This window comes from Desertihabitans brevis (assembly GCF_003327535.1).
Taxonomy (GTDB): Bacteria; Actinomycetota; Actinomycetes; order Propionibacteriales; family Propionibacteriaceae; genus Desertihabitans; species Desertihabitans brevis.
This window is the reverse complement of the sequence record NZ_QOUI01000004.1, coordinates 187,224-202,230: the sequence shown is the minus strand read 5'-3', so window position 1 is coordinate 202,230 and position 15,007 is coordinate 187,224. Positions and strand designations below refer to the sequence as shown.

The following is a 15,007-nucleotide window of genomic DNA, read 5'->3' as shown; positions in this document are numbered from 1 at the left end:
TGCAGCGAGTGGGCGGTCCTCGGCCTTCCGCCACCGACTGCCATCAGGAGCGCCGCGGGTGGGCGCTGCTCAGCGCCCCACTTTCACCCCCACCCAGACAGCGCCGCGGGGGACGGCGACCCTGTCCCGCCCTCCGCCGACGGGACCGACGCCACCGCCCGCCCGGGACGGGAGCGGCAGCGGCGCGGTGTGGGAGGGTGCGGCTGTGGAGCCAGCAGCCGAGGCGGCGCGGGTCCGGCGGGCCCGGCCGGAGGAGTCGTCGTCGCGCCCGCTCGGGACCGGCCTGGAGTCGGAGTTCCGGGTCGACCTGGAGCGGCTGCGGTTCGCGCCCTCGTTCTCGCGGCTGGCCGAGGTGACCCAGGTGGTGACGTCGGCGTCCACGCCGGGCGTGGTGCACAACCGGCTGACCCACACCATCAAGGTCTCGGCGGTGGCGCGGGCGATCGCGGTCGGGCTGTGGAGCAGCGCCGACCCCGACCTGCTGGACGACCTGGGCGGGCTCGACCACGTGGTCGCGCAGGCGGCGGCGGTCGCCCACGACATCGGCCATCCCCCCTTCGGCCACCTCGGCGAACGGGTGCTGGACCGGCTGGCCCGGACCCGGTTCGGACTGGCCGACGGGTTCGAGGGCAACGCGCAGACGTTCCGGATCATCACCGAGCTGGAGGTGCTGGGCCCGGGCGACGAGGGGCTCAACCTCACCACGGCCGTCCGCGCGGCCGTCCTCAAGTACCCGTGGGGACGCTTCCACTGGCCCGACCCGCACCCCAGCGCGTGGCCCGAGCCGCCGCGGGGCGCCACCCCCTACCGCGACCGGGTGGACGTCGCCGCGGCGGGAGCAGCGGCCAAGTTCAGCGCCTACGTGCCGGACCTGGCCGAGATGGTCGACGTGCTGGCCGCGTTCCCGATGGTGCCGCCCGGACGTCAGACACCGGAGTGCGCGGTGATGGACCTGGCCGACGACATCGCCTACTCCCTGCACGACCTCGACGACTTCCACCGCTCCGGCGTGCTGCAGTTCTCGCTGGTCTCGGCCGAGCTGCGGGAGTGGACGTCCCGGCGCGCCGAGCTGGCCGCGCTGGAGGCCGCCGAGCTGCGGGCTCGCACCCGGATGCCGGGCGCCGGGCTGGAGCGGCTGCGCCGCCGGCTGGCCGGCAAGGACGCCTGGATCTTCGACGAGGACGCCTTCACCGAGGCCGTCGCCACGGTCGGGGAGGAGTTCGTGGACGGGGTGCTGGCCGTCCCGCACGACGGGTCGATGGCCGCCGAGCGGGCGCTGTCGGGGTTCACCAACCAGTGGATCGACCACTTCGTGTCCTCGGTGCGGCTGGTACCCGACCCGCCGGTGCGCGGCGCCACCGTCACGCTGACCACGCTGGCCTGGCACCAGGTGGCCCTGCTGAAGTTCGTCCACCAGCACTTCGTCCTCAACCGGCCCGACCTGGCGATGCAGCAGCGCGGCCAGGCCGCGGCGGTCACCTCGCTGGTGACCGCCTACGACGAGTGGCTCTCCGACACCGCCGACGCCGGACGGGCGCCGCGCCGGCTGGTCGACCTGGTCGAGACCGCGGCCGAGGGCTACCGCCGGACGGCGCGGGAGCGTCCGGAGTGGCTGGACCACCAGACCGACGAGTCGGCGCTGACCCGGATGTCGCGGGGTCGGGCGATCTGCGACTACGTCGCCTCGCTGACCGACGAGCAGGTGGTCGACCAGGCGTCCCGGCTGCGAGGTGACGGCGGCCGGCTCTGGCCCTCCGGCGGGTTCTGAGCTGTCGGCTGTCAGCGCCCGGGCGCGACCGCGGCGGGCGCGACCCGGCGGGCCGCGCGGTGGAGCTGGTCGGCGACGCGGTCGATGCCGGCGGCGAGCCGGTGCCGGGCCCGGACCAGCGGGTCGGCGGCCGGCTCCTCGGCGCGGCGGCACGCGAGCGCCTCGGTGAGGGCGTACCGCTGGGCGGCGCGGCGGCTGAGAGTGCGGTGGTCATGGACGTCCAGGGGGACGAGCACGGGGATCCTCCTCGGATGGCTGGTGGCGGGTGCTCAGGGTTCGGCGGGGAACCCGCGGGCGAAGACGAGGACGGGTTCGCGCTGCCGGCCGTCGTCGGGGATCTCGCGGCCGGCCCACCGCTCGAACAGCGCGATCAGCTCCTCGCCGAAGGTGGCGAGCTCGTCGTCGGTCATCCGGAACCAGCTCTGGATGGCGAAGCTGGTGTCGTGCTCCCAGCTGCCGGGGGTGGTCGGGTGGTCCTGCCGGCTCTGGGCCCGTTCGAACTGGCGCGCCAGCTGCAGGTTCTCCGCGGCGAGCGCGGCGTCGACGGCGTCCGGGTCGGACATCTGGTCACGCGACCAGCGGGTCCGCCGTCCGGCCCGTCGCCACCAGCGCTCGCGGCGGTCGCGGGCCAGCTCGGGCGCCTCCTCGACCAGGTTGGCCTCGGCGAGCACCTTGAGGTGGTGGCTGATGCTGCCCACCGCCTGGTCGAGCCGGTCGGCCAGCATCGAGGCGGTGCTCGGGCCGTCGACCCGGAGCGCGTCGAGGATGCGGCTCCGGACCGGGCTGGCCAGGGCGGCCAGCGCCCGGGCCTCGGTGAGCAGGTGGTCCTGCGGCTCCGGCGTCATGGTTCAAGAGTAGTTGTACAAGACCGCTTGCACAATGGACCTTGTCCGTGATGTTGGGAGCATGACGAAGGCTCCTGCCCCGGCGGGGACAGGAGCCTGGTCGGCTGGACGTCGTCGCGGGACGTCCGGGGCCCGCGTCAGCGGGTCCTCAGCTCAGCGCAGACCCATCGGGGACTGACGCTGGGCGGCCAGCAGCAGCTCGTTGCGCATCGACGGGTCGGCCCCGGCGATGGCCTTGTCGAGCGAACGGGCGTGGCGGGCGGCGACTCGACGGGCACGCGCCAGCTCACGACGGTTACGGGCGGCACTCACCAACGACATGACGGACTTCCTCTTCTTCCTCGTGCGGACGCGGGGCGACGGCCCCGCACGGGGTGTAACTGTACTTCATGGTGCAGTTATTCCGCACGTGCGTCGCGGTGACCCCCGTCTCAGCCGGGCCTCGGAAACGGGTGGTCGCAGGAGGCCGGGACGGGAGAGGCTGGGGCCCGTGCCCCGACTCGTCACGTTCACCGGTCCCCTGGCCGCGGGGAAGAGCACCGTCGCCGCCCTGGTCGCCGCCCGCCGCGCCGCGGACGGTGGACGGGTGGTGCTGGTCGACGTGGACGAGGTCGCCGCGACGGTGCAGGGAGCCGGGGTGGGCCCGCTCGGGCTCTGGCCGGCCGCGCACGTCGCCCACGCCGCCCTGGTGGCGGGCTGGTTGCGGACCGGGGTCGACCTGGTGGTCAGCGACGGGCCCGGGTTCGAGCCGGAGGAGCAGCAGACGCTGGCCGATGCGCTGGCGCCCGGCACGGACGTCCTGCGGGTGCTCGTCGACGCCCCGGTCGCCGTCACCTGGCCCCGCGCCCAGGCCGACCCGACCCGGGGCGTCTCGCGCGAGCACGGCTTCCACCACCGGCTGCACGAGCGCTACCGCAGCGTCGTCGACGAGATCCCGGTCGACCTGCGCCTCGACTCCAGCCGGCTGAACCCCGACCAGATGGCCGACGCCGTGCTCGCCGTGCTCTGACGCCGACGCAGACGACAGGGGCGGCCGGGCATCCCGCCGACCGCCCCTCCCCCGGGTGCCCGGGCGCGCCCTCAGCGGGCGGTGAGCAGGTCCTCCAGCCCGACCCGGCGGTAGAACTCGGCGCGGACGCGGTCGCCGACGGCGTTGACCACCGCGGCGCCGTCGTCGGCCGGGTCGACGTGCACCCGGAACGGGCGCCGGCCCTTCTCGGCCCCGACCAGCGCGACCACGGCCCGCGCCACCTCCTGCGGGTCCTGGTCGTCGGGGGCGAGCTCGGCCAGCCGGGCGGCGACCTGGCCCATCAGCCCCGCGTACTCGGTCTCGTAGGCCGCGGCCACCGTCTCGTCGGTGGCGTGGCCGGCGTTGGCGAAGTGGTGGGTGCCGACGGTGAAGGAGCCGGGCACCACGATCGAGGTGTCGACCCCGAAGCGGGCGAGCTCGGCGGCGTAGCTGACCGCGAGCGAGTCCATCCCCGCCTTGGCCGCGAAGTACGGGGCGAGGTAGGGCGGCGTCCCGCCGCGGGTGCTGGAGGAGCCAATCCAGACCACGAGGCCGTCGCGCTGGGCCCGCAGGTGCGGCAGCACGGCACGGTTGACCCGCTGGGTGGAGAGCACGTTGACCTCGTAGACCTCGGCCAGCTGCTCCGGGGTGAAGGCCTCGGTGGGCCCGAGCACCATGTGCCCGGCGTTGTGGACGACGACGTCGAGCCGGCCCGAGCGCTGGAGCACGGTGGCCACGGCGGCGTCCACAGAGGCCTGGTCGACGACGTCCATCTCGACGGGGTGCAGCGCGACGCCGTGCCGGGCCGCGTAGGCCGTGGCGTCGGCGGCGGCGCGCTGGTTGCGACCGGCGAGGTCGCGCATGCCGGCGTGGACGGTGTGGCCGGCGTCGGCCAGGGCGCGGACGGTCATGGCTCCGAAGCCGCTGGAGGCGCCGGTGACGAGCACGGTGCGCGGGGTCGGAGCGGTGTGGGTGGTGGTGTCCATGTCGGTTCCTTTCGTGTGCTGGGTGGAGGAGCGGTGCCGCTCAGGCGATGCCGCCGTTGACGTAGAGGACCTGGCCGTTGACCCAACGGGCCGGTCCGGCGAGGAAGGCGACGGCCTCGGCGATGTCGGCGGGCTCACCGAGGCGCTCCAGCGGCGGCTGGGCGGCGAGCCGGTCGACCACCTCCTGCGGCTTGCCCTCGAGGAACAGCGGGGTGGCGGTCGGGCCGGGCGCGACGGCGTTGACGGTGATGTCGCGGCCCCGCAGCTCGCGGGCCAGCACCATGACCAGCGCGTCCACCCCGCCCTTGGTGGCGGCGTAGGCGCCGTAGGTCGGCAGCGCCAGCTTCACCACGCTGCTGGAGAAGGCGATGACCGCGCCGCCGCGGCGCACCCGGCGGGCTGCCTCGCGGGCCACCACGAAGGTGCCGCGGAGGTTGGTGCGGTGCATCCGGTCGAACTCGTCGAGGTCGAGGTCGACCACCCGCGACAGCCGCATCGAGCCCGCACTGTGCACCACGACGTCGACGCCGCCGAGCTCGCGCTCCACCTCGTCGAACATCGCGGCGACCTCGGTCTCGTCGGCGACATCGGCGCCCACGGCGAGGGCGGTGCCGCCACGGTCGCGGACCGTGCCGACGAGCTGCTCGGCGCGGTCGCGGTTGCCGGCGTAGTGGACGGCGACGGCGAGACCGTCGGCGGCGAGCCTCTCGACCGAGGCCGCACCGATGCCACCGGAGGCGCCGGTGACGAGGGCGACGCGCGGGTCGTGCTGGGTGTCGGAGGTCGTGCTCATGGGAGTTCTCCTCTCGTGTTTGTGTACGCTGAGTCCATATAAGCAGATATGTACGCAGCGTTCAATAGGAGGAGACGGACGATGGCGCGTGGCCGGCGACCGACCGAGGAGGTCAGGGAGGACGTGCTGGCGGCAGCGGGGGCGCTGCTGCTGCGGGAGGGCATGGCCGGGTTCACGATCGAGCGCGTGGCGGCCGAGAGCGGGGCCAGCAAGGTGACCATCTACAAGCTGTGGCCCTCGAAGGGCGCCCTCGCCCTCGAGGGCTACTTCCGCACGGTGGAGCCGGTGCTGGCGTTCCCCGACACCGGCGACCTCGCCCGCGACCTGGCCGAGCAGCTGCACGCCTTCGTCCGGCTGCTGACCGACACCCCGGCCGGGCCGGTGGTCCGCGGGCTGATCGCCGAGGCGCAGCGCGACCCCGTCCTGCTGGCGGCCTACCTGGAGCGCTACTCCGGGCCGCGGCGGCGGCTGGCCGTCGACCGGATCGAGGCCGGCCGGCGGGCGGGGCAGGTCCGCGCCGACGTGGACGCCGAATCCGTGGTCGACCAGCTGTGGGGCGCCTGCTACCACCGCCTGCTGGTGCCTGACCAGCCGCTGGACGGCACCTTCGCCGACCAGCTGCTGGGCAACGTGCTGCGGGGCATCACCCCGCGCTGAGCGCGATCAGCGCACGGTGACGTGCACGTGGTCGCGGTGGTTGGCGGTGTCGCCGCCGCGGTTGCTCATGGTGCGCCAGCCCTCGCCGGAGCGCTGGATGGTCCAGATCTTCTGGTCGAAGATCACCTCGGTGACGCCCAGCTCGGAGGCGTGGGCGCGCACGTAGCGGGCGACCTCCCAACCGAGGGCGTTGCCGCTGCTGGAGGAGTAGCCGGGGATCATCGCGTCCACCGCGCGCCCCTCGGGATGGCCGGGGATCGAGTCCGCGCGCACCCCGCCGTAGCTGGTGATGCTGGGGAACTGGTGGCAGATGGCGCGGTGCACGGCGACCGCGTTGGGCTGCAGCCCCGACTCCACGCCCGACCCGCTCGAGCAGGCCCCGCCGGACGGGCTGCCCGACCCGCCGGACGACCCGCTGGTCTTGGGCTCATCCTTGGTCAGGTACTCCTCGGAGACCCAGCCGGCGCGGCCGTCCCGGTCGATCTGGCGGAAGCCGGCGGAGGTGCGATCGGTGATGGTCACCTGGGTGCCGGTCTCGAGCACGTCGACCACCTCACCGGTGGTGCTGGGCGTGGAGCGGACGTTGAGACCGGTGCTGGCGTAGCGCTGCCCGGCCTCCGCGCCGAGGTCGTCGGGGTCGAGCCCGGGGCGGGCGGCGTCGCGGCTGGCGCGGTCGTCGCGGGCCGCGGCCACCTCCGCCGCCTCCTCAGCCTTCTTCGCCTCCTCAGCCTTCGCCTCCTCGACCTTCGTCTCCTCCGCCTTCTTGGCCTCCTCGGCCTTCGTGGCGGCGGCTGCCTCCTTCTCGGCGGCCGCCTCCTCGGCGGCCCGCTTCTCCGCGGCGGCCTCGCGCACCTGGCGCTGCTCGTCGCGGAGCCGGTCGGGCGCCGGCTGGGCGTGCACGACGGGGGCGACGGTGGTGGCCGGGACGGCCTCCAGCCCGGCGTCGGCCGACGGCTGGGCCGCCGCCCCGACGACGCTGCCCACCAGCGCGAGACTGGCCAGCCCGGCACTCAGCTGGGGGAGCCGGCGCCGCACCTGCTGCGGCCACGGCTCTCGAATCGCGCGGCGTGGTCGACCCACCAGTAGTCACTCCCCGAAGACGAACCTGAACAAAACGTGAGGAATCCTAAGGGAAGGGGAGGTGAGCACCAAACCCGCCGCGATCCGGTGCACCCGGCGGTACTACCGTGCGGGCCATGAGCCTCGAGCGACCCGTCGCCCCCGACCCCTACAGCCTGCTGCCGGCCACCGGCTCGTTCCCGGTGTCGAGCTCCTCCTTCGCCGACGGCGAGGCGATGGACGAGCGGCACGCCCAGACGGGTGAGAACGTCGCCCCCGACCTGCGCTGGGAGGGCGTCCCCGAAGGCACCCGCTCCTTCGTCGTCAGCTGTTTCGACCCCGACGCCCCCACCCCGAGCGGGTTCTGGCACTGGGTGCTCGTCGGCGTCCCGGGCGACGTCCGCTCCCTCGAGCCGGGTGAGGTGCCGCCGGGTGCCTTCAGCGTCCGCAACGACGCCGGCACCGAGGGGTTCGTCGGCGCGGCCCCGCCGCCCGGGGACCACCCGCACCGCTACCTGTTCGCCGTCACCGCCCTCGACACCGACGACCTCGGGCTCGACGCGTCGGCGTCCCCGGCGGTGGTGCACTTCACGATGCTGCCCCACATCCTGGCCCGCGGCGTACTCACCGGGACGTACCAGATCCCGGCCTGATGCACTTCTACGAGCCGCGCGAGGGCCACCGGCTGCCGCACGACCCGTTCAACGCGCTGGTGGCCCCGCGACCGATCGGCTGGGTGTCCTCCCGCAGCCCGGACGGCCGGCTCAACCTCGCGCCGTACAGCTTCTTCAACGCCTTCTGCTACACCCCGCCGATCATCGGGTTCAGCAGCACCAGCCGCAAGGACTCCGCGCGCAACATCGAGGCCGGTGGCGAGTTCGTCTGGAACCTCGTCACCCGCGAGCTGCTCGAGCCGATGAACCAGACCTCGACCACCGGCCCGGTCGACGAGTTCGCGGTCGCCGGGCTGACCCCGGAGCGGTCGCGGGTGGTCGGGGTGCCCCGCGTGGCGGAGTCGCCGGTGGCGATGGAGTGCCGGCTCAGCCAGGTCGTCCAGCTGACCGCCGCCGACGGCACCCCGACCGACGCGGTGGTCTGCTTCGGCGAGGTGGTCGGCGTGCACATCGCCGAGCACCTGCTGGTGGACGGCGTCGTGGACACCGCGCTGGCCGACCCGGTGCTGCGCGGCGGCGGGCCGACGGCCTACTACACCCTCGGCGAGCGGCTCGACCTGCGCCGACCCGGCTGAAGCGCCCCGCGACGGCCGGGCGCTCACAGGCTGCGCTGCACATCCGCCCCGCCCTCTGGCCAGGGCTCAGGAGCGGCGCGGCGCCACCGCCGCCGGTGCGTCGCTCCGGGCTGGGGCACCACGCCGCCCCAGGGTCAGCACCGTGCCGAGCACGGCCCCCGCGGTGTTGGCCACGAGGTCGCGGGGGTCCGAGACGCGGTCGAGGGGGATCTGCAGCACCTCGATCGAGAGGGTGAGGACCATCCCGACGGCGACCGCCCCCACCGCGGGGAGGCGGGGGAACGCCCGCCGGAGCAGCATCCCGACCGGGACGAACAGGAGGATGTTGGCCACGAACTCGAGCGGCCCGCCGGTGGTCCAGGTCACCGGGTCGAGCCACGTCGCCAGCGAGAGGACGCCGCCGGAGCCCTCGTTGGTGACCATCTGCCAGGGCACCGGGCCGAGGGTGATGTAGCCGATCAGGGCGAGGTAGAGCAGTCCCGCCACCGCGAACGGGACCGACGCCCCGGTCGGGACGGTCGCGGTCTGTCGGGTGTCGGTCGACATCGAGTGGTCGGTCCTCCAGGAGCTGGCGCGGCGACCGGGTGGCCGCTCTCGCTGGTCAGAACGACAGCCCCAGACGGCGCGTTCCGCTCCAGGCACACCGGGGACCGTGGTCGTAGCCGCGTCGGCCCCAGGGCCCTGCCAGCGTCGCGGCGGCGACGGAGGAGACGCCCGCCAGCTCCTCGACCACCCTCCGACCGATCGGCCTCCGCCGGGTCGCGCAGGTCCGGAAGGAGCCGGTGGCCCGCTTCGGCGGGCGGTCGGCGTCCGCAGCGCCGAGCACCTGCTGGCGGACCGGGTGGTCGACTCGGCGCGCCCGACCCGGTGCTGGGCGGTGCGGGCCGACGGCCCCACGTCACCCTGGGCGAGCGGTTCGACCTGCGTCGGTCGCGTCGAGTGCCCGGCGCCGTCGGGTAGAAAGGGGCACCATGAGCTCCCTCGGCACCCCCGACCCGCACCCCGGCTGGCTGTCGGAGGAGGACCTGGCCCACGTCCGGCACCGGTTGCCGCTGCTCTACGTCGAGGCCATCCCGGTGCGCCAGGACGAGGACGGCAGCGTCACCGAGGTGGGCCTGCTGCTGCGGGCCGACGCCGGCGGGGCGTTCAAGCGGACGGTCGTCTCGGGTCGGGTGCTCTACGCCGAGACCGTGCGCAGCGCGCTGCTGCGCCACCTGGAGAAGGACCTCGGGCCGATGGCGCTCCCCCGGCTGCCTGCCTCGCCCACCCCGTTCACGGTGGCCGAGTACTTCCCGCTGCCCGGGCTCGGCCGCTTCTCCGACGAGCGCCAGCACGCCGTCTCGCTGGTCTTCGTGGTGCCGGTCACGGGGCACTGCGAGCCGCGCCAGGACGCCCTGGAGCTCACCTGGTTCTCTCCGCGGGAGGCGGTGGCCGACGGCGTCACGCAGGAGCTCGAGGGTGGTCGCGGTGCGCTGATCCGGGCCGCGATGGCCCACGTCGGCGCCCTCGACTGAGCCCGCCCGGAGCCCGGCGCCGGCCTCAGTCGCGCTTGCCGAACTGGCTGCGGTAGAGCTCCGGCGGCAGCGCCACCGAGGCGAACGACTGCTCGCCATGCGCGGCGAGCTCGGCCAGCGCGGCGTCGCGGTCGCCGGCTTCCACGCTCTCCAGCAGCGTGCGGTGCCGGGCGGCGTGGTGCTCCAGGTCCTCGTAGTAGGCCTCGCGCACCACCAGGTTGCGGGCCATGCAGAGCAGCTGCTGGCGCTGGATCGAGGCGTAGGCCTCCGAGAGCCGGCGGTGCTCGGCGATCCCCACCAGCGCCAGGTGGAAGCGGTAGCCGGCCTGCACCAGCCCGCCGCGGTCCTCACGGCGGGCGCAGTCCTCCATCTCCTCCACCGCCCGGCGGGGTGCCTCCAGCACCTTCTCGTCCCGGACCGGCACCCCGAGCTCGAAGGCCAGCCGCTCCAGCGCCGAACGCAGCGTGAGGATCTCCCGGACGTCCTCGGCGGTGAGGGTGGCCACCCGGCTGCCCCGTCGGGGCTGGGTGACGATGAACCCCTCGTTCTCCAGCACCCGCATCGCCTCGCGCAGCGGCGGCCGGCTGATCCCCAGCCGTTCGGTGAGGCGCTCCTCCTGCAGCCGCTCCCCGGGGGCGTACTCGCCGGCCAGGATCGCCTTGCGCAGCGAGTCGGTCGCCAGCTGCACCAGGCTCGGTGCGTGCAGCCCGCCGCTCTCCACGGGTGATGTCATCTCGCGGTCTCCTCCTGGTACACGCCCCAGCTGTCGGGACCTCTCCCGCATTCTGGGCCTGTCGAACTCCTCGCCCCAAGCCCTTGACAGCATGTCGCTTATTGTAGACAGTAGTCGCAGACTGTAGACAGTAGTCATCTGATCGTTGGTTCGAACCGTCAAGGAGGACGTGGGGTGGGAGCCGTACACGCCGTGGTCGGTCTGGGCAATCTCGGAGCCGCCGTGGCCGAGCGTCTGGCCTCCACCGGTCACGAGCCGCTGGTGCTCGACCGCGACCCGGCCCGGGCCGAGGCCCTCGCCGAGCACGGCTGCCGACCGGCCGACGACCTCGCCCAGGTGGCCGCCGAGGCCGGGGTGGTGTGGGTGCTGGTGCCCGACGCCGCGGCCGCCCACGACGTCCTCGACGGGCAGGACGGCCTGGCCGCCCGCCTGCCGGAGGGGTCGCTGGTGGTGCTCAACAGCACGGTCGGCCCCGACCAGGCCCGCGAGCTCGCCGAGCTGTGCGCCGGCCAGGGGGTCGACCTGGTCGAGGCCCCGGTCAGCGGTGGCGCCGACGCCGCCCGCGAGGGCGAGCTGCTGCTCCTGCTCGGCGGCTCGGCCGAGGCGGTCGAGCGGGCCCGCGAGGTGGTGGCACCGGTGGCCCGGGAGGTCGTCGCCACCGGCGGCAGCGGCACCGCCTCGGTGGTGAAGCTGGCCAACCAGCACGTCCTCTTCGCCGGGCTGGCCGCCCTGTACGAGGCGGCCGGACTGGCCGCCGCGGCCGGGGTGGGCGAGGACGTCCTGCTCTCGGCGCTGCGCGCCGGCACCGCCCGCTCCTGGGCGGTCGAGACCTGGGGCTTCTACGACCGGCTCAGCCGGGACTACGACGACCGCGACGTCCCCGACGGGCACCGCCCCTGGGTCAAGGACGTCGCCGAGGTGCGGGAGCTGGCGGCGGGGCTCGACGTCGCCGTCCCGACCGCGGCCGTGGTCGCCGACCACCTGGCCACCGCCATCCGCCGCCACGCCGAGGACGAGGACCCCGGGCGCACCGGCGACGACGACAACCCGACTGGAGGTCACCGATGACCCTCGCGACCGCCACCGAACCACCGGTGGCCCTGCCGACCGCGCCCCGACGCGGCCGGGGACGCACCCAGCTCCTGCCGGCCCTGGCGTTCCTGACGCCCTGGCTGGTCGGGATGGTCCTGTTCACCTTCGGGCCGATGCTGTACTCGCTGTACCTCTCGTTCACCCGCTACGACCTGCTCAGCAACCCCGAGTGGGTGGGGCTGCAGAACTACGCCCTGATGGGCTCGGACCCCCGCTTCTGGAAGTCGGTCGGCGTCACCCTCACCTACGTGGTGGTCTTCGTGCCGCTGCTGCAGGTGGTCTCGATGCTGGTGGCGCTGCTGCTCAACAGCCGGCTGCGCTTCCTCACCGGCTACCGGGCGCTGTTCTACCTGCCCTCGCTGATGGGCGCCAGCGTCGCCGTCGCCGCGCTGTGGCGGCAGGTGTTCGGTGCCGACGGCCTGGTCAACGCCGTGCTGGGCCTGGTCGGGATCGAGAACGTCGGCAGCTGGGTGGGTGACCCCGCCCGGGCCCTCGGCACGATCATCACGCTGAACCTGTGGGCCTTCGGCTCCACCATGATCATCTTCCTCGCCGGGCTCCGCCAGGTGCCGCGGGAGCTGCTCGAGGCCGCCGAGGTGGACGGCGCCAGCAAGATCCGCCGCTTCTTCTCGATCACCCTGCCGATGATGACGCCGCTGGTGTTCTTCAACGTGCTGATGGGCACGATCAACGCCTTCCAGTCCTTCACCGGCGCCTACGTCGTCAGTGGCGGCAGCGGCGGCCCGGTCGACTCCACCCTCTTCTACACCCTCTACCTCTACGAGCGCGGCTTCACCCAGCTGCAGATGGGCTACGCCTCGGCGATGGCCTGGGTGCTGCTGATCGTGCTCGCCGTGGTGACGGGGATCTTCTTCCGCTCCTCGCGCTACTGGGTCCACTACGGAGACGAATCATGACCACGACGCTCAGCGCCCCTCCCCAGCCCACCCGCGTCCCCCGCCCCTGGGACGCCCGCACCCAGCGCCCCGCCGGCAACCGTGTGGTCAAGGGCGTGATCAAGCACGCGGTGCTGCTGTGCGTGCTGCTGATCATGCTCTACCCGCTGCTGTGGATGGTCGGCGCCTCGTTCCGCCCGGGCAACCAGACCTTCGCCGGGCTGAGCCTGTTCTCCGACACCTACACGCTGCAGAACTACGCCGACGGCTGGTCGGTGGGCAACCTCAACTTCTCCCGCTACTTCGTCAACTCCGCGATCATCACCATCGGCCAGATCGTCGGCAACCTGGTCGCCTGCTCGCTGACGGCCTACGCCTTCGCCCGCCTGGAGTTCCCGTTCAAGCGGGTGCTGTTCGGGATGGTGATCGCCACCATGCTGCTGCCCCAGCACGTCACGCTGATCCCGAAGTACATCATCTTCAACCAGATGGGCTGGGTCGACACCTACCTGCCGCTGACGGTGCCCCACTTCTTCGCCGTGGACGCCTTCTTCATCTTCCTCATGGTCCAGTTCATCCGGACCCTGCCGAAGTCGCTGGACGAGTCCGCACGGATCGACGGCTGCGGGCACTGGGGGATCTTCTGGCGGATCATCATGCCGATGTCGCTGCCGGCGATCGGCACCACCGCGATGTTCACCTTCGTCTGGGCCTGGAACGACCTGCTCGGCCCGCTGCTGTACCTGCCGAGCTCGGACCTGTGGACGGTCTCGCTCGGGCTCAACTCCTTCCTCGACCAGACCGGCCAGAGCACCTACGGGACGCTCTTCGCGATGGCCACGCTGTCGCTGGCCCCCATCGTCGGGTTCTTCATCGCCTCCCAGCGCCTGCTGGTCGAGGGCATCGCCACCACCGGGCTCAAGTGAGCCACCGCTCCACCACCACCGGCGGCACCACCGCCGCCCCCACACACGTGCGGCACCGCAGCCGCCACGAGGAAAGGACCAACGTCATGACCAAGCCACGCTTCCGCCGGCTCCTCCCCGGCGCCGCGCTGGTGCTCGGCGTCGCGCTGACCAGCACGGCGTGCCTCAACCAGGGACCGGCGGCCAGCTCCGACGGCCAGGGCGAGGTCGGCGGCACCATCCAGGTCGCCTGGTGGGGTGGTGAGTCGCGCAACGCCAAGACCAACGCCGTCATCGAGCAGTTCAACGAGGACTTCCCCGAGGTCACCACCGAGACCCAGTCCGCCGACTACGCCCAGTACTTCAACCGGCTCAACGTCCAGGCCTCCAGCCGCTCGCTGCCCTGCGTGGTGCAGATGCAGGACCGCCAGGTCAACGACTACGTCAAGCGCCAGACCCTGCAGCCGCTGGACGACATGGTCGCCTCCGGCGCCATCGACACCAGCAAGATCCCGCCGGCCGTGCTCGACGGCGGCCGCGGCAGCGACGGCAAGCTCTACTTCATCCCCTACGGCATCGCCTGGGACGCCCTGATGGTCAACACCACGCTGGCCGAGGAGGCCGGGGTAGGTGCCCCGCCGGAGAGCTGGGACTGGGACCAGTTCGTCAGCTATGTGAGCCAGGCCAAGGACGGGTTGCCCGACGGCACCTACGCGGTGGCGGCCGGTGGCGAGGAGCAGAACGCGTTCTACGCCTGGGCGGTCGGGCAGGGCATCGAGGTGTTCAACGCCGAGGGGCAGCTCGGCTTCACCAAGGAGCAGCTGAAGGAGTACTGGAGCCTGTGGCTCGACCTCCAGGAGCAGGGCATCGCGCTGCCGCCGGACATGTCGGCCGAGGAGCCGCCGGGCGCGGACCAGGGCTACCTGGCCACCGGGCAGCTGATGGTCGGCGTGCTGCCGGGCAACTCGCTCTACGTCTCCCAGCAGACCCTCGACGGCCGTGACGGCGGCGAGCTGCAGGCGGCCCGTTACCCCGACGGCCCGGCCGGTATCGGCAACATCCTCGTCGCCTCCGGCTTCGGCATCTCGTCCAACTGCGACAACGTGCCCACCTCCGCGGCGTTCATCGACTTCTTCACCAACGACGTGGACGCCCAGGTGGCCTTCGCCGCCGACAACGGGGCGCCGACCAACACCGAGGTGCTGGACGCGCTGACCGCCGAGGACTCCGAGCTGCCCGACCTCAAGCGGGACGAGCTCGAGCAGTACCGCGCGATCAGCGAGGACAACCCGCCGAAGGTCAACTACCCGCCCGGCTTCAACGCGGTGTTCCAGCAGGCCTTCACCCGCAACTACAACGAGGTCGCCTTCGGCCGGCTGACGCTGGACCAGGCGGTGGACTCCTTCTTCAACGAGACCAACGCCAGCCTCGGCTGAGCCCCGCGACGCCCGGGCGGGCGGCTCCCGTCCGCCCGGGCACCCGCCGGCGCGAGCCGACCCCC

General features: G+C 73.1%; 18 protein-coding genes. 10 read left to right on the top strand and 8 right to left on the bottom strand.

The features are described 5' to 3' along the window. Positions 1-205 precede the first annotated feature (205 nt). Positions 206-1,768, top strand: a complete 1,563-nt coding sequence (locus DT076_RS08290) for a deoxyguanosinetriphosphate triphosphohydrolase family protein (RefSeq protein WP_114126183.1) — start codon at positions 206-208, stop codon at positions 1,766-1,768. Positions 1,769-1,779: 11 nt separating this feature from the next. On the opposite strand, the gene DT076_RS08285 is transcribed toward DT076_RS08290, so the two are convergent. The 3 genes from DT076_RS08285 to DT076_RS19345 all read right to left on the bottom strand — a co-directional run bounded on the left by DT076_RS08285 (position 1,780) and on the right by DT076_RS19345 (position 2,934). Further along, on the bottom strand, positions 1,780-2,004 hold the full coding sequence (locus tag DT076_RS08285) for a hypothetical protein (RefSeq protein WP_114126182.1): 225 nt from the start codon (positions 2,002-2,004) through the stop codon (positions 1,780-1,782). A 33-nt stretch (positions 2,005-2,037) separates the two neighbouring features. Then, positions 2,038-2,613 (bottom strand): winged helix-turn-helix domain-containing protein, encoded by a 576-nt coding sequence (locus DT076_RS08280; protein ID WP_114126181.1) that lies wholly within the window; start codon positions 2,611-2,613, stop codon positions 2,038-2,040. Positions 2,614-2,766: 153 nt separating this feature from the next. Further along, on the bottom strand, positions 2,767-2,934 hold the full coding sequence (locus DT076_RS19345) for a hypothetical protein (protein WP_158548081.1): 168 nt from the start codon (positions 2,932-2,934) through the stop codon (positions 2,767-2,769). 169 nt (positions 2,935-3,103) lie between these two features. Here DT076_RS19345 and DT076_RS08275 point away from each other — a divergent pair, with 169 nt between their 5' ends. Beyond that, the gene (locus DT076_RS08275; protein ID WP_114126180.1) at positions 3,104-3,622 is read left to right on the top strand and encodes an AAA family ATPase; all 519 of its coding nucleotides are present in this window, start codon (positions 3,104-3,106) and stop codon (positions 3,620-3,622) included. Between the two features lie 71 nt (positions 3,623-3,693). Here the strand turns inward: DT076_RS08275 and DT076_RS08270 are convergent, their stop codons facing one another. Continuing rightward, positions 3,694-4,608 (bottom strand): SDR family oxidoreductase, encoded by a 915-nt coding sequence (locus tag DT076_RS08270; RefSeq protein WP_114126179.1) that lies wholly within the window; start codon positions 4,606-4,608, stop codon positions 3,694-3,696. A gap of 40 nt (positions 4,609-4,648) precedes the next feature. Next, entirely contained in the window at positions 4,649-5,401 is a 753-nt protein-coding gene (locus DT076_RS08265) for an SDR family oxidoreductase (protein ID WP_114126178.1), read from the bottom strand. Between the two features lie 81 nt (positions 5,402-5,482). Between DT076_RS08265 and DT076_RS08260 the strand changes: the two genes are divergently transcribed. After that, entirely contained in the window at positions 5,483-6,058 is a 576-nt protein-coding gene (locus DT076_RS08260; RefSeq protein WP_114126177.1) for a TetR/AcrR family transcriptional regulator, read from the top strand. Between the two features lie 6 nt (positions 6,059-6,064). Here the strand turns inward: DT076_RS08260 and DT076_RS08255 are convergent, their stop codons facing one another. Continuing rightward, entirely contained in the window at positions 6,065-7,138 is a 1,074-nt protein-coding gene (locus tag DT076_RS08255; protein ID WP_147264104.1) for an SH3 domain-containing protein, read from the bottom strand. Between the two features lie 116 nt (positions 7,139-7,254). On the opposite strand from DT076_RS08255, the gene DT076_RS08250 reads away from it, so the two are divergent. Then, a complete protein-coding gene (locus DT076_RS08250; RefSeq protein WP_114126175.1) occupies positions 7,255-7,770 on the top strand; it encodes a YbhB/YbcL family Raf kinase inhibitor-like protein in 516 nt (171 codons plus the stop codon). Continuing rightward, positions 7,770-8,366: a flavin reductase family protein gene (locus DT076_RS08245; RefSeq protein ID WP_114126174.1), complete on the top strand. Its 597-nt coding sequence runs from the start codon at positions 7,770-7,772 to the stop codon at positions 8,364-8,366. Before DT076_RS08250 ends, DT076_RS08245 begins: the two co-directional genes overlap by 1 nt. Before the next feature lie 66 nt (positions 8,367-8,432). Here the strand turns inward: DT076_RS08245 and DT076_RS08240 are convergent, their stop codons facing one another. Next, the gene (locus tag DT076_RS08240; RefSeq protein ID WP_114126173.1) at positions 8,433-8,912 is read right to left on the bottom strand and encodes a VanZ family protein; all 480 of its coding nucleotides are present in this window, start codon (positions 8,910-8,912) and stop codon (positions 8,433-8,435) included. A gap of 425 nt (positions 8,913-9,337) precedes the next feature. Here DT076_RS08240 and DT076_RS08235 point away from each other — a divergent pair, with 425 nt between their 5' ends. Further along, a complete protein-coding gene (locus tag DT076_RS08235; protein ID WP_114126172.1) occupies positions 9,338-9,880 on the top strand; it encodes an NUDIX hydrolase family protein in 543 nt (180 codons plus the stop codon). Between the two features lie 25 nt (positions 9,881-9,905). On the opposite strand, the gene DT076_RS08230 is transcribed toward DT076_RS08235, so the two are convergent. Next, the gene (locus DT076_RS08230; protein WP_114126171.1) at positions 9,906-10,613 is read right to left on the bottom strand and encodes a GntR family transcriptional regulator; all 708 of its coding nucleotides are present in this window, start codon (positions 10,611-10,613) and stop codon (positions 9,906-9,908) included. Between the two features lie 174 nt (positions 10,614-10,787). Here DT076_RS08230 and DT076_RS08225 point away from each other — a divergent pair, with 174 nt between their 5' ends. From DT076_RS08225 to DT076_RS08210, 4 genes are all read left to right on the top strand, one after another. Further along, positions 10,788-11,681 carry an NAD(P)-dependent oxidoreductase gene (locus DT076_RS08225; RefSeq protein ID WP_114126170.1) on the top strand — a complete coding sequence of 298 codons (894 nt, stop codon included), beginning with the start codon at positions 10,788-10,790 and terminating at the stop codon, positions 11,679-11,681. Next, complete coding sequence (locus DT076_RS08220; protein ID WP_114126169.1) at positions 11,678-12,622, top strand: carbohydrate ABC transporter permease; 945 nt, start codon at positions 11,678-11,680, stop codon at positions 12,620-12,622. The genes DT076_RS08225 and DT076_RS08220 overlap by 4 nt, the downstream gene beginning before the upstream one ends. Next, positions 12,619-13,527 carry a carbohydrate ABC transporter permease gene (locus DT076_RS08215; protein ID WP_114126168.1) on the top strand — a complete coding sequence of 303 codons (909 nt, stop codon included), beginning with the start codon at positions 12,619-12,621 and terminating at the stop codon, positions 13,525-13,527. The genes DT076_RS08220 and DT076_RS08215 overlap by 4 nt, the downstream gene beginning before the upstream one ends. A gap of 86 nt (positions 13,528-13,613) precedes the next feature. After that, entirely contained in the window at positions 13,614-14,942 is a 1,329-nt protein-coding gene (locus DT076_RS08210; RefSeq protein ID WP_114126167.1) for an ABC transporter substrate-binding protein, read from the top strand. Positions 14,943-15,007 lie beyond the last annotated feature (65 nt).